Here is a 20,228-nt window from a genome sequence, read left to right as displayed (position 1 = left end):
CCCAACGAGCACCGACCCAAAAGGTCACGCCCTCCGGCACATCGACCCGTCACCCCCGCCGGCCCGCGACCGGCCCGTCCCCCTTCCAGCGGTAGCAGAGCTCGGGCCGCCCGACGCTCCCGTACTGCGGCTCGCGCACGGCGAGCCCGGTGTCGACGAGGTGTTCCAGGTATCGCCGCGCGGTGATCCGCGAGACCCCGGCGGCGGCCCCCGCCGCGGCGGCCGACAGTCCGGTCGCGGCCTCGCGCAGCACGCTGGCGACGGTGTCCAGGGTGGGCGCGCTGAGCCCCTTGGGGAGGGCGCTGCGCTCGGGCGTACGGAGCAGGGCGAGCGCCTGGTCCACCTCGTCCTGGCCGGTCGCCTCGCCGGTCCGGCCGAGGCTGTCGCGGTAGCGGGCGTAGCGTTCGAGGCGGTCGTGCAGTGCGGCGGCACTGAAGGGCTTCAGCAGGTACTGGACGACTCCCGCCGAGACCGCCTGCCGGACCATGCCGAGGTCGCGGGCCGAGGTCACCGCGATGATGTCGGTGGTGTGGCCGGCGGCGCGCAGCGTGCGGCAGAGCTGGAGGCCGTGGCCGTCCGGCAGGTAGAGGTCGAGCAGGATGAGGCCGACGGGCGCCCCGGCGGCGCGGGCCCGCTCCAGGAAGCGCAGCGCGTCCGCGCAGCTGTGCACCGTCCCCGCGGCGTGGAAGCCGGGCTCGCGCTCGACGTACAGGGTGTGCGCGGCGGCGGCGACGGGATCGTCCTCGACGATCAGCACCGGGATCCCGGACTCGGCGGCGCCCGAGGCTGTCGGCCCTCCGGTCACGACGCCGCCTCCGCCCGCTGTCGGGGCATCCCCGGCCCGGTCCGGCCCGAGAGCGGCAGCCGGACGGTGAGCACGGCGCCCCGGTCGCGGCCGACCTCGACGGTGCCGCCGTTGCGCCGGGCGGCCTGGGCGACGAGCGCCAGCCCGAGGCCGTGGCCGCGCCCGTCCTGCTTGGTGCTCCAGCCGCGCCGGAACACGTCCTCGACGGCGGCCGGGTCGATGCCCGTCCCGGTGTCTGCGACGCGGAGCAGGAGGTGCCCGCCGCCGTCCGGCTCGTCGGCTCCGCCCGCCGCGCCTGTGCCGTCTGCCGTGTCGCTTCCGTTCGCCGCCTCGATCCGGGCGGTGACGGTGACCTCCGGCGGGACGGGGCTCTCGGCGGCCCCCGCGATCGCGGCGTCCACGGCGTTGTCGATCAGGTTGCCGAGGACGGTGATCAGGTCCCGGGCGGAGAGGCCGGGCGGCAGCACGCCGTCGTCGATACGGCTGTCCTCGGTGAGGGTCAACTCCACGCCCCGCTCGGCCGCTTGGGCCGCCTTGCCGAGCAGCAGCGCGGCCAGCACCGGTTCGGTGACCGCGGCGACGACCCGGTCGGTGAGCTGCTGGGCGAGCGCGAGTTCGGCGGTCGCGAACTCCACCGCCTGTTCGTGGCGGCCGAGTTCGATCAGCGAGACGACCGCGTGCAGCCGGTTGGCGGCCTCGTGCGCCTGGGCGCCGAGCGCCTCCGTGAAGCCCCGAACCGAGTCCAACTCGCCACTGAGCGACTGAAGTTCGGTGTGGTCGCGAAGGGTGACGACCCGGCCGAGGCCGGTGCCGATGGTGGAGGTGTTGAGCACCACCACCCGCTCGGCGGTCAGGTGTACCTCGTCGCGGACCGGCTCGTCACCGAGCACGGAGGTCACCAGCGCCTCCGGCAGGCCCAGCTCCGCGACCGTCCGGCCGTCCACCTCCCCTGCCAGACCGAGCAGTTCACGGGCGGCGTCGTTGCAGAGCACCACCCGGTGCGCGCGGTCGAGCAGGACCAGACCCTCGCGCACCGAGTGCAGGGTCGCCTGGTGGTACTCGTAGAGGTGGCTGAGCTCGGCCGGTCCCATGCCGTGAGTGTGCCGCCGCAGCCGGGAGTTGGCCAGATACGTGCCGGCGCCGCCGACCGCGAGCGCGGCCACCGCCACCCCGGCCAGGGCCAGCAGCGGGCCGCTGAGCTGCTCGGAGATGCTGTCCACCGTGATGCCCGCGCTGACCAGCGCGATCACCCGGTGCCGGTCGTCCAGGACCGGGGTGACCACGCGCACCGAGGGGCCGAGCGTGCCGGTGTACGTCTCGCTGCGGGTCTGCCCGGCGAGCGCCCAGTCGATGTGCCCGAGGAAGCGCTTGCCGATCTGGTCCGGCAGCGGGTGGGTCCAGCGCACGCCGTCGGTGTTCATGACGGTGATGAACGAGACCCCGGTCTCCACGCGCACCTGCTCGACGTAGGGCTGGAGCACCGCGGTCGGGTCCGGCCCGGTGACGGCGGTCCGGACGGTCGGCGAGTCGGCGACCGCGTGGGCGACGGCGGTGACCTCGCGGCGGGCCGCGGCCTCGGTGCGGTCGGCCGTGAAGAGGTACGCGAGCACGGCACCGCCCGCCACCACGGCGGCGACGATGACCACCTGGACGACGAACAGTTGGCCGGCCAGACTGCGGACCAGCCGGCGCGGGGCGGCAAGCAGCCGGCGCGGAGCGGTGGGGGTGCGCACGGACATGCCTGCCAGTGTGCACCACGCCCGCGAGCACCCCCGGACGTGCGAAGGCCGGTCTGCACCGCGACCGGCTCGTGAACTCTATGAACGCAAACGTGACCTCCGTCACGCCCGGGGCCGATAGTCGGAGCGGCCCACCACCCGGGGCCGCCAGGACTGCAGGGCGAAGGAGCCGCAGATGTCGATCGCTGGAGCCGCACAGCCGACGGGGGGCAGACCCGAGGAGACCTCGGACGGACACCGCGACGGACACCGCCCGGAGGGGCCGGGCGCGCAGCCGCCCGCGAAGCGGGACCGCACCCACTACCTCTACCTCGCCGTCATCGCGGCGGTGATCGCCGGCGCGGTGGTCGGTCTTGCCGCGCCCGGCTTCGCGGTCGAGCTGAAGCCGGTCGGGACGGGCTTCGTCAACCTGATCAAGATGATGATCAGCCCGGTGATCTTCTGCACCATCGTGCTGGGCATCGGCTCGGTCACCAAGGCCGCCAAGGTCGGCAAGGTCGGCGGACTGGCCCTCGGCTACTTCCTCACCATGTCGACCGTCGCCCTGGCCATCGGCCTCGCGGTCGGCAACCTGCTGGAACCGGGCGGCGGGCTGCACCTGACCGCCGCGCTGGCCAAGTCCGGCCACGCCCAGGCCGCGGCGGGCGGCGCCCAGTCCACCACCGACTTCCTACTCGGGATGATCCCGACCACCATGTTCTCGGCCCTCACCGAGGGCAAGGTGCTGCAGACCCTGCTGGTCGCGCTGCTCGTCGGCTTCGCCCTCCAGGCGATGGGCCCGGTCGGCGCCCCGGTGCTGCGCGGCGTCGAGCACGTGCAGCGACTGGTGTTCCGGGTCATGGCGATGATCATGTGGGTCGCGCCGGTCGGTGCCTTCGGGGCGATGGCCGCCGTCGTCGGGGCGACCGGCACGGCCGCACTGAAGAGCCTCGCCGTCATCATGATCGGCTTCTACGTCACCTGCGCCCTGTTCGTCGTCGTGGTGCTGGGCACACTGCTGCGCCTGGTGGCCGGGGTCAACGTGTTCGCGCTGCTGCGCTACCTCGGCCGCGAGTTCCTGCTGATCCTCTCCACGTCCTCCTCCGAGAGCGCACTGCCCCGACTGATCGCCAAGATGGAGCACCTGGGCGTCAGCCGCCCGGTCGTCGGCATCACCGTGCCGACCGGCTACAGCTTCAACCTCGACGGCACCGCGATCTACCTGACGATGGCGTCGATCTTCATCTCCGAGGCGATGGACAAGCCGATGTCGCTCGGCGAGCAGCTGTCGCTGCTGGTCTTCATGGTGATCGCCAGCAAGGGCGCGGCCGGGGTCACCGGCGCCGGGCTGGCCACCCTGGCCGGCGGGCTGCAGTCGCACAAGCCGGCGCTGGTGGACGGGGTCGGGCTGATCGTCGGCATCGACCGGTTCATGTCGGAGGCCCGGGCGCTCACCAACTTCGCGGGCAACGCCGTCGCCACCGTCCTGATCGGGCGCTGGACCGGCGAGTTCGACGCGGCGCGGGCGCAGCGGGTGCTGGCGGGCGAGCTGCCGTTCGACGAGCGGACGCTGATCGACACGCACGACGGGCCGCACGCGGTGACGGCCCCGGCCTCCGGGCCGACGGTCTCGCCCGCGCCCTCGCCCGAGGTCGTTCCCGTCCAGGGCAGCGCGGCGACGGCCGCCTGACGCCCTCCTCTTACTCCCCCGCTCCGGCGCCGCCCACCCAACCCGGAATGGCGCCGGAGCGGGGGTTCCACGTCATTGCCGACGGCAGGGAGACCAGGGCGAACAACTAACAGATGACAGATTTCGAAATCTGTCATCTGTTAGTCGTCATCCACCGGCTGCTCGCCACCCATCGGCCGTCAAAGGTCCTCGGACCCGCTGACCGCCCAGGCCAGCCCGCTCGCCGGATCCTCCAGTGCAACGTGCAGATGCCGCAGCCCGGCAGCCGGTTCGCACCAGGTGAAGCAGCGCATCCGGGCCACCAGTGCGTTCACCTCGGCCCGGTCCGGTCCGTCCGCGCCCGCCATCGCGCCCAGCGCCCGCCAGAGCGCCAGCCGTCCGTGAGCGCCGCCGCGCGCCCGGTCCACCGCACCCGCCTGCACCAGCGCCGGGACGGCGAGCGCGAACGGCAGGTACCCACCGGTGACCAGTGAGCCACGGGCCAGCTGCGCCGCCGCCTGTGGGGCCGAGCCCCGGACGCAGGCCACCTCAGCCCAGTCCGCCAACACGGCCAGCGCCTGGGTGGCCCGCTGCCCGCGCAGCCGCAGGCCCGGTTCGGGCAGCGCCACCGGGCCGAGGCCTTCCCGGCTCGCGGGCAGGGTCAGCAGCGCACTGCGAGCTCCCCCGGCCGGCAGGTAGTCGCGCACCCTGGCCCCCTCGCCCCACCCGGTCGCCTCCCACGGCTCCAGCCGCATCGGCACGCCCTCCGGGTCCGGTTCGGCGCCGCGGGAGAGGTCCTCGCCGATCAGCACCCGGGTGTGCGCGACCAGCCGCCGCACCGGGGCCGGGCCGAGCAGCGGAGCCAGCCGCAGCCAGGAGTGCCGGGTCGCCAGCACCTCCCACAACGGTCCGGAGTCATGGTCGCCGGCCCCGGCGGCGGTGCCCGGGCCGCCGTCCCGGTCGAACAGCCGGACGGCCAGCTCCGGCGGCGCCGCGTACGCGATCAGGTGGCCGAGCGGCGCGACCTCCGCCGCCCCGAGCAGTTCGCCGGCGCGCGCCGCCGCGCCCGCGCGGGCCCGCCGGTAGGCGGCCAGCAGCTCGGGCCAACGTCCGTCGTCGGCCAGGGCGCGCAGGCGGCGGTCCTCGTACGTGATCACGATTCGCAGAGTACGGGCCGGGGCGGCACATCAGCTGACATGCCGTCAGTTCGGTGCGTCGGGTGCGTCGTCGGGCGCACCGCCCGAAGCCCGCCCGCACCCGCTCCCGCCCCTGCGCCGCCCCTCGCCCTCACCCCTGCGTTCGCGTTCGAGGACGGCACGGAGGCGCCGGTGGGCGCGCCGACGGGTGACCGCCAGGGTGCTGCGGTGCAGTCCCAGCAGTTCCGCCGCCTCGTCGACGCTGTAGCCGTCGAGGTCCACGAGCACGACCACCCGGGCCTGCTTGGCGGTCAGGCAGCGCAGCAGCCGGACCACCTCCCAGCGCGCCTGGAGCTCCGCCATCCCCCCACCGAGCGGGTCGGCCACCGCCGCCCGCTCCTGCTCCCGCCCGACCGGTTCGGGGAGCGTCGCTCGACGGCGCTCCCGCCGCCACTGGTCGCGCAGGATGTTCGCCATCGTCGTGAACACGTAGGCGTACGGCTGCGGATGGCCGAGGAACCGCTCCGGGCGGCGGGCGATTCTCAGGTACGCGTCGTGGACGATGTCGCCCGCCGTGAACGGGCTTCCGGCGAGCGAGACGGCCGCCCGATGGAGTCTCGGCAGCATCTCGGTGAACACCCGGTCGAAATCGGCCGGTTCACCGCCCGGCTCGCGCCCGCCCGTACATCGACTGCTGAATTCCACCATGCCGCTCTCCCCGTAAATCGGCACCCCGAAGGCCCAGTTGAGGCCTCTCCCAACCAGGCGCACAGCTGTGACTCAGGTCACATCATAGTTCGTCGTCTCACTGTGAGCAGTCATTCGTATGCAATACGTCACCGGCGCACGGGCCGTACGGGGAACGGGAATTCACCACCGATCACCGGCTCCGGACGACCGGGACGCACCGCAGGACGAGAACCGTTGAGCAAGGGAGAACCACCGTGCGAGGTTGCATCGCCAGGAAGATCGCCGCGTTCGGGGTCGCGGCCGCCGCCACCCTCGGCGTGCTCGGGACGACCACCCTGCCCGCCGCCGCCGACCCGATCGCCGACCACACCGTCATCGCGGGGCAGAGCGTCGGGAAGCACTCCATCACCGCCTCCTACCACTGCGTGATCACCGCCGACTACGGCTGGCGCTGGGAGGGCGAGTGCAACGTCTACTCCGGCCAGCTGCGCACCATCACCTACTGCGCCGACGGCTCGCACACCACCGGCCTGTGGATCGGCGCGCGGCCGCAGGCGTGGGACGTGTGGGGCAACTGCCCGGGCTCCAGCTGGACCAGGATCGTCTTCCAGACCCGCGGATGACCGGATAGCCCGACGACCGCCCGACCGGGGGTGACGCCCGCCGGGCGTCACCCCTTTCCCCCTCCGCTTCCCGGCCCGCCGGCTGCGCCGAGGCCCGGAAGTGGGTGCGGCGCAGCAGCCCAGGGTCGCCGCCCCGGACGCCGACCGGCAGCAACGCCGAACCCTCCGGCGGCGGCCCACCCGCCGCCGGAAACTGGTCGCCAGACAGACCGTCGCCCGACACGCCGTTGGCGGACGTGCAGCCGACCGGTAGGGGCGGGCGGCCCGGCGTTGGCACCCCGACGAGTACCGGAGGCGGCACCGCGGCCTTCGCCCACGGGTGGGGAGCCCTTCGGACGGGGGGATGGGGGAATCAGGCAGCGCAGTCGGACCCGCCGGGAACGGAGTCCACCGGCATGGTCACGGGCTCACGCGTCGCCGGAAACTCCTCGATGGTGAGCTCGCCCGTCTCTCGGTGGCCGACGCGTTCCCCTGCGGTCGGGGAGAGCGCGACGAACGCTGAGGCGAGGAAGAGGAAGGAGCCGAGGCCGACGCCGATCGGGAAGATGAACTCCATCGGGCTCGCACCGTCGAGCCCGGTCCGGGTGGGCTCCACGTGGATGTGCACGGCGGCCATGCCGGTGTAGTGCATGCAGCTCACGGCGAGACCCATGATCAGCGAGGCGGCCGCTGCCGCGTACACGTTGCGGATGGTGACTGCGGCCCAGAGCGCGGCGGTGGCGGCGCCGACGGCGATCAACACGGACAGCGCGACAGTGCCGGGGTCGTAGCGCATGCCGGCATGCAACCGCAGGGCGGTCATACCGAGGTAGTGCATCGCGGCGATGCCGACACCAGTCGTGAGTCCGCCGGCGAGCAGGGCGAGACCACGGTGTCCGCCGCAGCCGACGGCAGCCAGGCCCAGCCACGTGACCAGCACCGCGACCAGCAGGCTGAGCACGGTCAGCGGGACGTCGTAGCGCAGTTCGGTGCCGTCGACGGTGAAGCCGGACATGGCGACGAAGTGCATCGTCCAGATACCCGAGCCGATCGCGGCGGCGGCGGTGAGCAGCCAGTTCCGGCGGGCGGCGCCGCTCGCAGCGAAGCCTCGCAGGGTGTAGCGCAGGCCGAGCGCGGCGCCGGCGCAGGCGACCACGTACGAGAGCGTGGGCATCAGCCAGCCGAAGCCGAAGTGGTTCAGGGTGCCCATGGGACCTCCGGTCGACCGGTCGGGCCCGGGGCGGCTCGCGCTGTGCCCGGGCTCCCCGGGCCGGGCGGACTCAGGGCCGCCGGCGACGGTGGCAGGTCCATGCAGACCGATCATCCGTCATATGCCAGCCGCACGTGCAATTCCGGTCTGGGGCGCGTGGGACGCTATCGAGCGGCCGGAATCGGCCACCTGAAGATCCGAAAAGCTACCCGCAATGTGAGGGCGGTGTGCTCGAATGGGGCAGTCGTGTATCCGCGCGAGGCACACGTGCGGGTCATGACCGGCGAACAGGTTTCAACGAACAGATGACAGCGGACAGATGACAGAGTCTGAAATCCGTCATCTGTCCGCTGAAATCTGTCGCCGGCCTACCGCGCCGTCACCCGGATCCGCATGGGGCTCGCCGCCCGGAGCGTGATGCCCTGGCCGATCGCCACCCGCCGGTCCACCACGTCCACATCGAAGTCCCGCAGCAGCATGGCCAGTGCCAGCACCGCCTCCAGCATCGAGAAGTGCTGCCCGATGCACGCCCGCGGCCCGCCGCCGAACGGCAACCAGGCGTACCGGTGCCGGGCCTTCTCCCGCTCGGGCAGGAAGCGGTCCGGGTCGAAGCGGTCCGGCTCCTCCCAGTGGTCGGGGTGGCGGTGGGTGACCCACGGCACGACGAGCACCTGGGAGCCGCCCGGGACGACGTGCCCGCCGATGACCGTCTCGGCCACCGAGCGCCGCCCGATCAGCGACGCCGCCGGATAGAGGCGCATCGCCTCCTTCAGCACCCGGGTGACGTACGGCAGCGCCTCCAGGTCCGAGGCGATCGGCGCGCGGCCGGCGAGCACCGCGTCCGCCTCCTCCTGGGCGAGGCGGCGTTGCTCGGGGTGCCCCGCGAGCAGGTGCAGGGCGAAGGCGAGCGACGTCGCGGTGGTCTCGTGCCCGGCGAGCAGGAACACCAGGACCTGGTCGCGGAGTTCGGCCGGGTCGAGCTGCTCCCCGTCCTCGCCGCGGGCCCGGCGCAGCAGCCCCAGCAGGTCGTCCGCCTTGTCGTCGGCCTCGCCGCGCGCGGCCCGCTCGGCGATGATCCGGTCGCAGACCGCGTACAGCGCCCGCTGGGCCTCGGTGCCACGCCGGTTGGCGCGGGTCGGCCAGTGCCGTGGCAGACGGATCGGGGCGACGCCCCGGTCCTGGACGTACTCGCCGAGCACCGGGAAACTGCGGTGCACGACCGCCACCGCTTCCTCCACGTCGGCGCCGAACAGGATCCGCGACACCGTGCGCAGCGCGAACCGCGACATCTCGTCCGCAGCGTCCACGACTCCCTCGGGCACCGCGTGCCAGCGTTCCGCGAGCGCCTGCGTCTCCAGGGCGATCGCGTCCGCGTAGCCGTCGACGCGGCGGCGGGTGAACAGCGGCTGGATGAGCCGGCGCTGGCGCTGGTACTCGCCGTCCTGGCTGGTCAGCAGGCCGTTGCCGACGCTGGTCCGCAGCTCGTCGTATAAGGCGTTCTCCTTGCGGAAGTTGGCGGACTCGCCGGCCAGCACCTGGTGGGCGCCCTCCGGGGAGAACACCGCGACGAGGTCCATTCCCAGCCCGACCGGCCCCACGCGGAAGCGGACCACGTCGCCGTAGTCGTGGCGGGCGGCGCGCAGGGTGCGCAGCGGTCGGCGGCCGAGGTCGAGCCCCGATCCGATCAGGGGCAGCCCGGGCGGGCCGGGTATCGAGCGGGGGGCGGTGGCGATGGCGGTGGTCATCGGGTCTCCTTCTGCGCGGGGAGGCCAACCAACCTAACTGACGTTCGATCAGCGGCGGAAGGGCTCAGGAGAGGCGGACACCGATCGGATCGCGCCCGCCCCTCCGCCCCGCCCTTGCCGGCGGATCCGGGTGTTTCTACTCGTACTCGGTCCCGCCCTTGCGGGTCAGGTAGGCGTCGCTGACGACCTTGGCGATCGCTCGGCCGCCGACCACCATGCTCCAGCGCTCGGTCACCGGCCGGATCACCACGCCCTCCCGCAGGTGCAGTTCACGCCCGGAGACGGTCTCCTTGCCCTGGGCGAGTGCCAGGACGGTGTCCGGGTCGAACGGCCCGCGCCACAGCTCTGGCACCAACGGCAGTTCGCCCTCCAGCAGTTCGGCGGCCGGCAGCCAGCGCAGCTGCCCGTCGACGACGGCGGACACGTCGAACGCGGCGTAGCCGGGCAGTTCGACCCGGCCGGACGCGCCGTACGTCAGGTCCTGGACGCCGGCGCCGAAGACCTCACCGAAGATGCCGACCCGCTCGGCGCCGAGCCGTTCGGCCAGCCGGGCCGCAACGGCCGGTATGTCGTGGGCGCGCACCGCACGCCAGTACAGGTTGCGCTCGTCCTCGGCCAGCGCGAGCCCCTGCGCGCCGATGCCCTTGGACGAGACCTGCACCTCACCGGTGGCGGCGACGTAGGTGACCAGGCAGCAGCTGCCGTGCAGCTTCTCGGTCAGGACGACCGGCTCGCCGGCTTCGAAGACGTCCGGGTAGCGCTTGAGGTTCTCGATGTCCACCCAGGGCAGCAGGTCGGGCGCGCTGACTACGTCGCCGTTCATCGACGTCGGGATCGGCGGCTGCCACTTGACGACCCCGAGCGTCTCGGCGAAGTCCTCGCCGCTCTCGGCGGCGGCGGCCAGGTCGGTTTCGGCCAGCGCGGACGGGCGGCAGACGATGCCCTGCGACAGCTCGCCGCGCAGCCGGACGGCCTTCACCCGGTCCGCGCCGCTGCCGGCCAGCTTGCCGGTCAGGCCCAGCTCATCGATCAACTCAGCGGGGAGGACGGACTGTTCGGGGATGTAGACGGCGTAGTCGCCGGTCCGGTACACGCCCTTCGCGACCACCGCCCGGTAGAGGCCGACCTGCGCGAGCTCAAGGGCGTCGGCATTCGGGTGCTCCAGGATGATCAACTTCTCGGCGGTGACTCGAAGTGTGGACATGACGGATGGACTCCTCCCCCTGGCTCGGCTCGGCGCTCACCGCCGGTAGGCCTGAACCACAGCCGTCGGCCTGAGCACAGCCGATCGGCTTGAACACGGTCGGCCACCACTCTGTCCGCTCGGGCCGCCCGGCGCGACGCAATTTCCGGCGAGGCGAATCCGACGACGCGATTGCCGGGCGCGCAGGGCCGTTCCGTCTCACGGTCGACCCGTGCCCAGCTCGCACCCCGGTCCGCGCCCCCGCGCTGCCCGTCCGGGCATGTTTGAGCCTTCCCACAGCCGGGCAAACACCGCGATCAACCGCGCCTGTGCAATGCGACAGGCGATTTCTCACTCGCATTTGCGGCACTATGATCGCCGTAATGGCCGCACCTGCGGTTCGTCCCCGCGCCCCTTCCGGCGCGCGCCCAGGAGGGGAAGCACCGATGAGCCACCGCACGACCACCACCCGCAGACTCGCCGTCGCCGCCGCTGCGGCCCTTGCCCTCAGCCTCGGGGTCACCGCCTGCGGCAGCGACGGCGGTAGTACTGCCTCCGGCAGCACATCCTCAGCGCCGTCCGGCTCGGCGGCCTCGCCGTCCGCAGGCGGGTCGGCCGGCGGCAGCGTCCCGAAGGCCTCCGGCGACATCACCGTCTTCGCCGCCGCCTCGCTCAAGGAGACCTTCACCGAGCTGGGCAAGAGGTTCGAGGCCGCGAACCCGGGCGCCAAGGTCACGTTCAACTTCGGCGGCAGCTCCAGCCTCGCCACCAGCATCAACTCCGGTGCCCCGGCCGACGTGTTCGCCGCCGCGAGCCCGGCCACCATGAAGACCGTCACCGACGCGGGCGGCGCGAGCGGTCAGCCGGCGACCTTCGTCAAGAACACGCTCACCATCGCCGTACCCAAGGGCAACCCCAAGCACATCACGGGCCTGAACGGCCTCACCGCCTCCGGCGTCAAGGTCGCGCTCTGCGCGAAGGAGGTGCCCTGCGGCGCCGCCGCGCTGACCGCGCTCAAGGCCGCAGGCGTCAACCTCACCCCGGTCACCCTGGAGCAGGACGTCAAGGGCGCCCTCACCAAGGTCGAGCTCGGTGAGGTCGACGCCTCGCTCGTGTACCGCACCGACGTGAAGGCCGATGCCGGGAAGATCGACGGCGTGGACTTCCCCGAGGCCGACAAGGCCGTGAACGACTACCCGATCGCCGCGCTGGCCAAGGCGCCGAACAAGGACGGCGCGACCGCGTTCGTCGCGTACGTCCAGTCACCCGAGGCCAAGCAGGTGCTGGGCGCGGCGGGCTTCCAGGCCCCGTGAACGACCGCACCACCGGCACGGGCACCGACACCGGCCCCGGGGACGACCGTGGGGGCGCCCCCGGGGCCGGCAAGTCCAGCCCCCCGGACAATCCCGGCCACCCCGGCGACCCCAGCAGCCGGGGTGAAACCGACGCCCCCGACAGGCTCGACAACCCCGACGCCCACCAGCCCCGCCGGACACGAGCCCCGAAAGCCGTGCCACGCCGACGGCGGCATCCGCAACGCGTCCCGGTCACGCTGCTGCTCCCGGCGCTGCTCGGGCTGGCGTTCCTGACCCTCCCGCTGGTCGGTCTGCTGGTCCGGGCCCCCTGGAGCACCCTGTCCGACCAGCTCACCAGCACCGCCGTGTGGGAGGCCCTGCGCCTGTCGCTGGTCTGCGCGACGGCGGCCACCGCGGTGTCGCTGGTCCTCGGCGTCCCGCTGGCCTGGCTGCTCGCCCGCACCGAGCTGCCAGGCCGACGGGTGATCCGCGCCCTGGTCACGCTGCCGCTGGTGCTGCCGCCGGTGGTCGGCGGTGTGGCGCTGCTGCTGGTCCTCGGCCGGCGCGGAATCGTCGGCTCCTGGCTGGACTCGACGTTCGGCGTCACCCTGCCCTTCACCACCACCGGAGTGGTCATCGCCGAGGCGTTCGTGGCGATGCCGTTCCTGGTGATCAGCGTCGAGGGCTCCCTGCGGGCCGCCGACCCCCGCTACGAGGAGGCCGCCGCGACGCTCGGCGCGTCCCGGCTTACCGCGTTCGGCCGCGTCACGCTGCCGCTGATCGCCCCGGGCATCGCCGCCGGGGCCGTCCTGGCGTGGGCCCGGGCGCTCGGCGAGTTCGGTGCGACGATCACCTTCGCGGGCAACTTCCCGGGCCGGACGCAGACCATGCCGCTCGCCGTCTATCTGGCCATGGAGTCCGACCCGGAGGCGGCGATCGCGCTCTCCCTGGTCCTGCTGGTCGTCTCCGTCGCGGTCCTGGCCGGCCTGCGCGACCGCTGGATGTCGACACCGTGACGGCCGAGCCTTGTAACGGCCGACCCTCGCGACGGCCCACCCGCGTAACGGCGGACCCCGCGACCGCGACCGCCCCGACCCCCTGGACGCACGCCTCATGAGCACCGCCCCCGCCCTCGACGCCCGGCTCCGGGTGGACCGCGCCGCGTTCACGCTCGACCTCGCGCTCACCGCCGCGCCCGGCGAGGTGATCGCCCTGCTCGGCCCGAACGGCGCCGGCAAGTCCACCGCCCTGCGCGCCCTCGCCGGGCTGCTCCCGCTCACCGGCGGCCACCTGCGCCTGGACGGCCGGCTCCTGGCGGACCCGCGCCGGCACCTTCACACCCCCGCCGAGGAGCGCCCCGTCGGCGTGGTGTTCCAGGACTACCTGCTCTTCCCCCACCTCAGCGCGCTCGACAACGTCGCCTTCGGCCCGCGCTGCCAGGGCCGCCCCAGGCGCGCCGCCCGGGCCGAGGCCGCCGCCTGGCTGGAGCGGATGGGCCTGGCCGACCACGCCGGCGCCCGCCCCGGCAGCCTCTCCGGCGGCCAGGCGCAGCGGGTGGCCCTCGCCCGGGCCCTGGCCGTCCGCCCCCGGCTGCTCCTGCTGGACGAGCCGCTCGCCGCCCTGGACGCCCGGACCCGCCTCGACGTGCGTTCCCAACTCCGGCGCCACCTCACCGAGTTCGAGGCGGTGGCGGTGCTGGTCACGCACGACCCGCTGGACGCCATGGTGCTGGCCGACCGGCTGGTGGTGATCGAGGGCGGCCGCGAGGTGCAGTCCGGCACCCCGGCGGAGATCGCCCGGCGGCCGCGCACCGACTACATCGCCCGCCTGGTCGGCCTCAACCTGTACCAGGGGCAGGCCGAAGGCCGCCGGGTCACGCTGGCGGACGGCACGGCACTGGCCACCACCGAAGAGCTGTCCGGCCCGGCGTTCGTCGCCTTCCCGCCGTCCGCGGTGACGCTGCACCGGGAGCGGCCCGACTCCAGCGCGCGCAACGTGTGGGAGGCCAAGGTCACCGGCCTGGACCTGCACGGCGACCAGGTCCGCGCCGATCTCACCGGCGACCTGCCGATGACCGCGGACGTCACCCCGGCCGCCGTCGCGGAGCTCGACCTGGCGCCCGGCACGACGGTGTGGGCGTCCGTCAAGGCCGCCCAGACGCACGCCTATCCGGCCTGACCTGACCTGCCCACCGACCGACCGACGCAGCCCTGAGCAGGCACATCGGACCCGGCTCGACCAGGCGCCACTCCGGGCGGCACTACTCCGACGGTTCGACGAACCCGGACTCGTACGCGGCGATCACCGCCTGGGTGCGGTCCCGCGCACCGAGCTTCGCCAGGACGCTGCTCACGTGCGGCGCCGCCCTCGGGGTGCTCCCGCCGATGCTGTTCCTCGGCACCACCTTTCTGGCGGCGATGCCGGGAGTTCGCGAGGCCGGCCAGTTCCTCCCCGACCGGGCGGGCCTCTACGCGACGCACACCTACCGCAGCCCCGGGTGCTCCGCGATCACCGTGCAGCTCCCCGGCGCGATCTCGGTGAAGCCCGCGTCCCGGACCACCGGCAGACCGCTCACTTCAAGCTCCGCCCACACCTCCGGCGCAGGCGTCCGGACCGCGAGCGCGAATCCGGTCTCCGCCCACTCCTTGCGCTGCGCCTCGTCCAGCCGCCACCAGGCGAGCTGGGCGGCGTGGCCGGTCTGGGCCATCGTCTTGCCGGCGCTCATCTCCAGCTCCGGGTTGAGCCAGAGCACCGGGACACCTGGCTCGGGGGCCCCGAGCTCGGCGGTCTCCTCCAGGTCCGTCCCGGAGACCTGGAGCTTGGCGAGGTCCTTCGGCCAGCCGTCCAGCGGGACCGGCGGGAACACCCGTACCTCGGCCTCCCGCCCCCGCACGGTGATCCCCGGCAATTCGCCCGCGCGCCGCCACTCCCCGCCCCGGGCTCGCCGGACCACCTTGCGGATGCGGGCGTCCTCCCAGGCAGCGACCCGCTCGGCCCACTCGCCGTCCGGCTCGGTGACCCGCGGGTCGGCCAGCAGCGTGAGGACCGCCCGGGCCGACGTCTCCAGTGCGTCCGTCCGCCCGGGCGGCGTGGCCCGCTCCAGCCGCACGACCAGCGGCAGTACGTACTGCTCCCGCGCATCGCGGTCATCGGGAGCGGGAGCGGGAGCGGGGGCAGGAACAGAATCGGGAGCGGAAACGGAAGCGGAGCCGGCGGCCGGCGCATCGAACGGAGAAGTCACCCGTCCAGCATGCCAGCCTGCCCGGGTCCGTGATCACGGCAGGTCCGGCTCAGCGCAGGCGCTGCCGCAGCTCGTCGACGGCCGCGCGGATACCCGCGCCGTAGTCGTACTCCGGCAGGACGTCCAGGCTGCGGACGGCACGTTCCAGCTGCTCGCGGGCGAGGTCGGGCTCGCCCAGCTTGAGGTGGTCGGACGCCAGGTTGAGGTGCAGCGACGGGTAGAACGCCCGCACCTGATGGGCCGACTCGTACGTCTGGGCCCGCTCGGCGGTCAGCGAGTCGGCGGCGGCCAGCGCCCGGCGGTCCCACTCCAGCTCGGCCCGCGGGTCGTCCTGCAGGTCGGCCAGGTAGTGGGCGAGTACGCAACGGTGGAAGACGTCGCCACGCTCGCCAAGCGCCTCCCACAGCGCCTCGAAGCTGGCCCGCGCCTCGGCCGTCCGTCCGCGCTGCGCCGCCTGCACGCCGTCCAGCCCGAGCGCGATCCGGGCGAGCACCGGGTCGTCCGCGCCCGACTGCAGGCCTGACCTGCCGGACATCTCACGCACATCAGGTACATCGGACATGCCCGCAGCCTAGCCGTCGCCCCGGAGGCCCGCCGGACGACGGTCAGCGCCGGTAGCCGCGCTGGGCGTCGCGCTCCTCCGCGTCCTCGTAGGCCAGGAACCAGCCCTCCGGATGGGTCGCCGCGAGCAGTTGCTCGGTGCGCTGCTCGGCGTCGAGCTCCGGGTCCCCGTCGTCCGGGCCGTAGACGCCGAACAGCTCGTCGTGGCAGCCGTCCCAGTCGTAGTCGTAGAGGTCGGCGGGCAGGTCGCCCATCATGTCGGCCACCGACTCGGGCTGCGCGCCGAGCAGCGAGCGGGCGTCGAGGAGGGCCATCCGCAGCGCGATCTCCTCGGCCAGGCAGCGCGGCAGCGGCCACTCGCCGAGCGCGAGGTCGTCGGCCAGGTCGTCGAAGGTCCGGGCCATCGCGCGGCGCCAACCGCGGTGCAGCCGCCAGGTGCGCTGGGGCAGCCGGGCGAAGACCGTCCAGTCGGCGTCCTCGCCCTCGAGGACGGGGTCGTCCCCGTGCTCGTCCAGGTCGTCGTAGGCGGCGTCGGCCAGGCCGATCAGCTGCGCGTGGAGGAGGCAGGCGGTGCGCGGGGTGAGGGTCCAGTCCGCGCCCGCGCCGCCGCCGTCCTCCTCGTCGCCGTCCAGCGGGAACAGCTCGGCGAAGTCCGGCGCGAAGTCCTCGGTGACACTGATCTCCAACGTGCCGCCGATCGCCTCGACACCCGGGATCGCGGCCACCAGCCGGTCCGGGTGCAGCAGCGCGCCGAGCGCCGCGTTGGCGTCCTCGGCCACCTCGCGCAGCAGCTCGCGGCGCTGGCCGGCCGGGTCGATGCCGTCGAGGTCCAGTTCTTCCACGGCCGCGATCGCCGCGGCGCGCAGCGCCGGCCAGTCGGTGATCCGCAGGCTCAGCACCACCGTCGCCTCGATCTCCTGCGCACCGGAGTCCTCCGCCGCGCCCGGCCCCTGTGGATGATCACTTCGCTCGCCCATGGGGCTACGGTACGGCTTTTCGGCCGCCCGATCACCGGTCTGAAGCAGCTTCCCGATCCCTTCTCGGCCACGCCCCGGCCACGCTTCGGTCACCCGCACCCACGACACCGGCAGGATGGGCCCATGGCTGACATCAACGAGTACGGCGGCGGGCAGGGCCCGAACGCCGACGTCCTGGTCGTGACCACCAACGACATCCCCGGATTCCGGGTCGACCACGTGATCGGCGAGGTGTTCGGCCTGACCGTGCGCAGCCGGCACATCGGCAGCCAGATCGGCGCCGGGTTGAAGTCGCTGGTCGGCGGCGAGCTGAAGGGTCTGACGAAGACCCTGGTGGAGAGCCGGAACGAGGCGATGCAGCGGCTGGTCGAGCAGACCCGGGCGCGTGGCGGAAACGCGGTGCTGATGATGCGCTTCGACGTGACGGACGCGGCGGACGCGGGTACGGAGGTCTGCGCGTACGGCACGGCCGTGGTGATCTCCCCGGCCGCCTGACGGCCCCGTCTGCCTTCCGCTCCGACTGCCCCGGCCCTGCGCTTCGACACGGGAACACGTGCCGCACCCCTGATGTTTCATCGGCGTGACTGTTTACGGTGCAACCAACGACAGGTCGCAGCGGCAGGTGGACGTGCTGGTGGTGGGCGCAGGGCAGGCGGGATTGTCCGCCGCCTACCACCTGCGCCGCCGCGGCTTCGCCCCCTACCGGGCCGGCACGGACGGCGGCTTCGTGGTGCTCGACGCAGGTACCGGCCCGGGCGGCGCCTGGGCGCACCGCGCGCCGTCGCTACGGATGGCCACCGTGCACGGCTTCCACGACCTGCCCGACGCCGTCCTGCCCGCGCCCGACCCGCAGGCCCCCGCCCGCGAGGTGGTGCCGGGGTACTTCGAGGCGTACGAGGCCAGGCACGCGCTCCCCGTCGTGCGCCCCGTCAGCGTCCGCACGGTGCGCGCCGAGTCGGACCGCCCGGACTCCCGGCTGCTGGTCGAGACCGACCACGGCACCTGGTCCACCCGGGCGCTGATCAACGCCACCGGCACCTGGACCCGCCCCTTCGTCCCGCACTGCCCGGGCCACTACGCCGGCCGGCAGCTGCACTACGCCGAGTACCGCGGCCCGGAGGAGTTCGCCGGCAAGCGGGTCCTGGTGGTGGGCGGCGGCGCATCTGCGATCCAGGTGCTGTCGGAGGTCGCGGCGGTCGGCGAGACGGTCTGGGTCACCCGGACGCCGCCGGTCTACCATGACGGGCCGTTCACCCCCGAGTACGGGCGCGCGGTGGTCGCCAAGGTCGAGGAGCGGGTCCGCCAGGGCCTGCCTGTGCGCAGTGTGGTGAGCGTGACCGGGCTCGGCCCGTCCGTCGCCTACCGGCGCGCGGAGGAGCTGGGCGCGCTGCACCGCCGCCCGATGTTCGACCGGCTCACCGAGCGCGGGGTGGCCTGGGAGGACGACGAGTTGGCCGTGGACGCCATCGTGTGGGCCACCGGCTTCCGCCCCGAGGTGGGACACCTGGCTCCGCTCGGACTGCGCTCCCCGGGCGGCGGGATCGCTCTCACCGGCACCCGGGCCATCGCCGACCCTCGCGTCCACCTGGTCGGCTACGGTCCGTCGGCGAGCACGATCGGCGCGAACCGCGCCGGCCGCGCCGCCGTCAACGACCTCGTCCGCCTCCTCGGCGATCCGGCGAAGCTCCCGGCCCCGGTCATGGCCTGATCATCCGCCGGCCCGACCTGTCCGAAGACGCGGGCGACGCGCGGAACGCGGGCAGCACCGGCGGCATGTCAGCGGTCGTAGTCGACGGTCACCCGGTCGGTCAGCGGGCGGGCCCTGGCAGGTGAGGACGTAGCCGGCGGCCACCTCCTTCTCCTCCAACGCGAAGTTGCGGCGCATCTCCACCTCACCCTCGGTGACGAGCGCGCGGCAGGTGCCGCAGACCCCGCCCTTGCAGGCGAACGGCAGGTCGGGCCGGGAACGCTGGGCACCGTCCAGGATCGAGCGGTCGCACGGGAGGGTGAGCGTGCTGCCGCGGCCGTCGAGGACGACGGTGACCTCGCTGTGCGCGCCGCCGTCCGCCGCGTCGGCCGCGTCCCGTTCGTCCGCGCGCTCCACGATCGGCTCGTCCTCGGCGTGGAACAGCTCCTGGTGCACGCGCTCCGCCGGCACGCCCAGACCGGCGAGCAGCTCCTTCGCCCCGGCGACCATGCCGAACGGCCCGCACAGCCACCAGTGTCCGACCGTCTCGACGTCCACCAGCGCGCCCAGCAGCGCCCGCACCCGCTCGGGATCCAGGCGGCCGCTGAGCAGTTCGGCGTCCCTGGTCTCCCGGGACAGCACGTGGACCAGCTGGAAGCGGCCGAGGTAGCGGTCCTTCAGGTCGGCCAGCTCGTCGGCGAACATGACCGTGTCGCTGCGCCGGTTGCCGTAGATGAGGGTGACGGTCGAGGCGCGGTCGGCGGCCAGCACGGAGGAGGCGATCGACAGCATCGGGGTGATGCCGGAGCCGGCCGCGAGCAGCACGTGGTCGGCGGAGACGCCGAGCTCGGGGGTGAACAGACCGGAGGGCGTCAGCACCTCCAGTTCGTCACCGACCCGGGCCTCCCGCACCAGCCGACGGGAGAACAGGCCGCCCGGCACCTCCCGGACGCCGATCCGCAGCGGGCCGCCGACGGGGGCGCAGATCGAGTACGAGCGACGCTCGTCGCAGCCGTTCACCTCCTGGCGCAGCGTCAGCGTCTGCCCCGGCTGGAAGGCGTACTCCGCGGCGAGATCGTCCGGCACCGCGAAGGTCACCGCGACGGCGTCCTCGCACAGCCGCTCCACCTCGGCGATCTGCAGGTGGTGGAAGCTCGGGCGACGGGCGGGGCGGGCGGCGGACATTCAGATCTCCTTGACGCGTTCGAACGGCTCGCGGCAGGCGCGGCAGCGCCAGAGCGCCTTGCAGGCGGTGGAACCGAAGCGGGACAGCTCCTCCGTGTCGGTGCCACCGCAGTGCGGGCAGGCCACCGGGGCGACAGCGGCCACGGGCACGGCGACGCGGGCGGCGGCGGGAGCCGGGGTGGCAGAGGGAGCGGCGGCGCGGGTGGGGCTCAGGGTGAGCGGGACCGGCCCGGCCGCGGCGACCGCGGAGGTGGGGCGCGGCGGGGCGATGCCCGCCTCGGCGAGCTTGCGGCGGCCCTCGGCGGTGATCAGGTCGGTGGACCACGGCGGGTCCAGCCGCAGCCGGACCCGGACGTCCCGGTAGCCGGCCGCGCGCAGCCGCCGGTCCACATCGGCGGCCATCTCGGCGACGGCGGGGCAGCCCGAGTAGGTCGGGGTCAGCCAGGCGGTCACGGTGCCGCTGCCGTCGTCCACCTCGACGCCGGCCAGCACGCCCAGGTCGGCCAGGGTGAGCATGGGCAGCT

Annotated in this window: 18 protein-coding genes and 2 pseudogenes; 7 read left to right on the top strand and 13 right to left on the bottom strand. The window is 73.6% G+C overall.

All coding sequences use genetic code 11. From position 1 onward, the window contains the following. Positions 1 to 49: 49 nt before the first annotated feature. Positions 50 to 805, bottom strand: coding sequence for a response regulator (locus F7Q99_RS23155; protein ID WP_326847012.1), 756 nt, complete (start codon positions 803 to 805; stop codon positions 50 to 52). Then, positions 802 to 2,544, bottom strand: coding sequence for a sensor histidine kinase (locus F7Q99_RS23150; RefSeq protein ID WP_153464402.1), 1,743 nt, complete (start codon positions 2,542 to 2,544; stop codon positions 802 to 804). Before F7Q99_RS23150 ends, F7Q99_RS23155 begins: the two co-directional genes overlap by 4 nt. Positions 2,545 to 2,725: 181 nt before the next feature. Here F7Q99_RS23150 and F7Q99_RS23145 point away from each other — a divergent pair, with 181 nt between their 5' ends. Then, positions 2,726 to 4,213 (top strand): cation:dicarboxylate symporter family transporter, encoded by a 1,488-nt coding sequence (locus F7Q99_RS23145; protein WP_326847249.1) that lies wholly within the window; start codon positions 2,726 to 2,728, stop codon positions 4,211 to 4,213. 179 nt (positions 4,214 to 4,392) lie between these two features. Here F7Q99_RS23145 and F7Q99_RS23140 read toward each other — a convergent pair whose 3' ends face one another. Together F7Q99_RS23140 and F7Q99_RS23135 are read right to left on the bottom strand one after the other, a co-directional pair. Next, a complete protein-coding gene (locus tag F7Q99_RS23140; protein WP_153464398.1) occupies positions 4,393 to 5,349 on the bottom strand; it encodes a hypothetical protein in 957 nt (318 codons plus the stop codon). Between the two features lie 45 nt (positions 5,350 to 5,394). Next, positions 5,395 to 6,036, bottom strand: a complete 642-nt coding sequence (locus F7Q99_RS23135) for an RNA polymerase sigma factor (protein ID WP_153464396.1) — start codon at positions 6,034 to 6,036, stop codon at positions 5,395 to 5,397. A gap of 236 nt (positions 6,037 to 6,272) precedes the next feature. Between F7Q99_RS23135 and F7Q99_RS23130 the strand changes: the two genes are divergently transcribed. Next, positions 6,273 to 6,641 (top strand): hypothetical protein, encoded by a 369-nt coding sequence (locus tag F7Q99_RS23130; protein WP_153464394.1) that lies wholly within the window; start codon positions 6,273 to 6,275, stop codon positions 6,639 to 6,641. A gap of 352 nt (positions 6,642 to 6,993) precedes the next feature. Here the strand turns inward: F7Q99_RS23130 and F7Q99_RS23125 are convergent, their stop codons facing one another. The 3 genes from F7Q99_RS23125 to F7Q99_RS23115 all read right to left on the bottom strand — a co-directional run bounded on the left by F7Q99_RS23125 (position 6,994) and on the right by F7Q99_RS23115 (position 10,779). Further along, positions 6,994 to 7,830 carry an MHYT domain-containing protein gene (locus tag F7Q99_RS23125; RefSeq protein ID WP_153464393.1) on the bottom strand — a complete coding sequence of 279 codons (837 nt, stop codon included), beginning with the start codon at positions 7,828 to 7,830 and terminating at the stop codon, positions 6,994 to 6,996. A gap of 368 nt (positions 7,831 to 8,198) precedes the next feature. Next, positions 8,199 to 9,575: a cytochrome P450 gene (locus F7Q99_RS23120; RefSeq protein ID WP_153464391.1), complete on the bottom strand. Its 1,377-nt coding sequence runs from the start codon at positions 9,573 to 9,575 to the stop codon at positions 8,199 to 8,201. 136 nt (positions 9,576 to 9,711) lie between these two features. Further along, positions 9,712 to 10,779 carry an RNA ligase (ATP) gene (locus tag F7Q99_RS23115; protein ID WP_153464389.1) on the bottom strand — a complete coding sequence of 356 codons (1,068 nt, stop codon included), beginning with the start codon at positions 10,777 to 10,779 and terminating at the stop codon, positions 9,712 to 9,714. 425 nt (positions 10,780 to 11,204) lie between these two features. On the opposite strand from F7Q99_RS23115, the gene modA reads away from it, so the two are divergent. From modA to F7Q99_RS23100, 3 genes are all read left to right on the top strand, one after another. After that, a complete protein-coding gene (gene modA / locus F7Q99_RS23110; RefSeq protein ID WP_153464388.1) occupies positions 11,205 to 12,071 on the top strand; it encodes a molybdate ABC transporter substrate-binding protein in 867 nt (288 codons plus the stop codon). Between the two features lie 197 nt (positions 12,072 to 12,268). Beyond that, the gene (locus F7Q99_RS23105) at positions 12,269 to 13,069 is read left to right on the top strand and encodes an ABC transporter permease (RefSeq protein WP_326847248.1); all 801 of its coding nucleotides are present in this window, start codon (positions 12,269 to 12,271) and stop codon (positions 13,067 to 13,069) included. A 97-nt stretch (positions 13,070 to 13,166) separates the two neighbouring features. Further along, a complete protein-coding gene (locus F7Q99_RS23100; protein ID WP_153464386.1) occupies positions 13,167 to 14,231 on the top strand; it encodes an ABC transporter ATP-binding protein in 1,065 nt (354 codons plus the stop codon). Between the two features lie 82 nt (positions 14,232 to 14,313). On the opposite strand, the pseudogene F7Q99_RS23095 reads toward F7Q99_RS23100, so the two are convergent. From F7Q99_RS23095 to F7Q99_RS23080, 4 genes and pseudogenes are all read right to left on the bottom strand, one after another. Beyond that, positions 14,314 to 14,409 (bottom strand): annotated as a pseudogene (locus F7Q99_RS23095) (DNA-binding response regulator); the annotation flags it as partial. Between the two features lie 126 nt (positions 14,410 to 14,535). Then, positions 14,536 to 15,294 (bottom strand): aminoacyl-tRNA hydrolase, encoded by a 759-nt coding sequence (locus tag F7Q99_RS23090; RefSeq protein ID WP_326847011.1) that lies wholly within the window; start codon positions 15,292 to 15,294, stop codon positions 14,536 to 14,538. A 49-nt stretch (positions 15,295 to 15,343) separates the two neighbouring features. Continuing rightward, the gene (locus tag F7Q99_RS23085) at positions 15,344 to 15,856 is read right to left on the bottom strand and encodes a hypothetical protein (protein WP_230210297.1); all 513 of its coding nucleotides are present in this window, start codon (positions 15,854 to 15,856) and stop codon (positions 15,344 to 15,346) included. Positions 15,857 to 15,899: 43 nt separating this feature from the next. Continuing rightward, positions 15,900 to 16,832 (bottom strand): hypothetical protein, encoded by a 933-nt coding sequence (locus tag F7Q99_RS23080; RefSeq protein ID WP_153464384.1) that lies wholly within the window; start codon positions 16,830 to 16,832, stop codon positions 15,900 to 15,902. A 123-nt stretch (positions 16,833 to 16,955) separates the two neighbouring features. Between F7Q99_RS23080 and F7Q99_RS23075 the strand changes: the two genes are divergently transcribed. Together F7Q99_RS23075 and F7Q99_RS23070 are read left to right on the top strand one after the other, a co-directional pair. Next, on the top strand, positions 16,956 to 17,327 hold the full coding sequence (locus F7Q99_RS23075; protein WP_153464382.1) for a YbjQ family protein: 372 nt from the start codon (positions 16,956 to 16,958) through the stop codon (positions 17,325 to 17,327). An 85-nt stretch (positions 17,328 to 17,412) separates the two neighbouring features. Continuing rightward, a complete protein-coding gene (locus F7Q99_RS23070; RefSeq protein WP_326847010.1) occupies positions 17,413 to 18,540 on the top strand; it encodes an NAD(P)-binding domain-containing protein in 1,128 nt (375 codons plus the stop codon). Between the two features lie 68 nt (positions 18,541 to 18,608). Here the strand turns inward: F7Q99_RS23070 and paaE are convergent. Then, a pseudogene (paaE, locus tag F7Q99_RS23065) lies at positions 18,609 to 19,704 on the bottom strand (1,2-phenylacetyl-CoA epoxidase subunit PaaE). Next, on the bottom strand, positions 19,705 to 20,220 hold the full coding sequence (locus F7Q99_RS23060) for a PaaD-like zinc ribbon domain-containing protein (RefSeq protein ID WP_153466527.1): 516 nt from the start codon (positions 20,218 to 20,220) through the stop codon (positions 19,705 to 19,707). Between the last annotated feature and the right edge of the window lie 8 nt (positions 20,221 to 20,228).

It is taken from the genome of Streptomyces kaniharaensis, from assembly GCF_009569385.1.
GTDB lineage: Bacteria > Actinomycetota > Actinomycetes > Streptomycetales > Streptomycetaceae > Kitasatospora > Kitasatospora kaniharaensis.
Note: the sequence above shows the minus strand (reverse complement) of the source record. Positions and strands in the feature narration are given on the sequence as shown.

What these genes read in the sequence shown, in the direction of transcription:
- F7Q99_RS23120 (WP_153464391.1), bottom strand. Translation starts at nt 9,575, where the DNA reads ATGACCACCGCCATCGCCACCGCCCCCCGCTCGATACCCGGCCCGCCC.
- F7Q99_RS23085 (WP_230210297.1), bottom strand. Translation starts at nt 15,856, where the DNA reads ATGTCCGATGTACCTGATGTGCGTGAGATGTCCGGCAGGTCAGGCCTG.
- F7Q99_RS23135 (WP_153464396.1), bottom strand. Translation starts at nt 6,036, where the DNA reads ATGGTGGAATTCAGCAGTCGATGTACGGGCGGGCGCGAGCCGGGCGGT.
- F7Q99_RS23100 (WP_153464386.1), top strand. Translation starts at nt 13,167, where the DNA reads ATGAGCACCGCCCCCGCCCTCGACGCCCGGCTCCGGGTGGACCGCGCC.
- F7Q99_RS23125 (WP_153464393.1), bottom strand. Translation starts at nt 7,830, where the DNA reads ATGGGCACCCTGAACCACTTCGGCTTCGGCTGGCTGATGCCCACGCTC.
- F7Q99_RS23150 (WP_153464402.1), bottom strand. Translation starts at nt 2,544, where the DNA reads ATGTCCGTGCGCACCCCCACCGCTCCGCGCCGGCTGCTTGCCGCCCCG.
- F7Q99_RS23075 (WP_153464382.1), top strand. Translation starts at nt 16,956, where the DNA reads ATGGCTGACATCAACGAGTACGGCGGCGGGCAGGGCCCGAACGCCGAC.
- F7Q99_RS23080 (WP_153464384.1), bottom strand. Translation starts at nt 16,832, where the DNA reads ATGGGCGAGCGAAGTGATCATCCACAGGGGCCGGGCGCGGCGGAGGAC.
- F7Q99_RS23060 (WP_153466527.1), bottom strand. Translation starts at nt 20,220, where the DNA reads ATGCTCACCCTGGCCGACCTGGGCGTGCTGGCCGGCGTCGAGGTGGAC.
- F7Q99_RS23115 (WP_153464389.1), bottom strand. Translation starts at nt 10,779, where the DNA reads ATGTCCACACTTCGAGTCACCGCCGAGAAGTTGATCATCCTGGAGCAC.
- modA (WP_153464388.1), top strand. Translation starts at nt 11,205, where the DNA reads ATGAGCCACCGCACGACCACCACCCGCAGACTCGCCGTCGCCGCCGCT.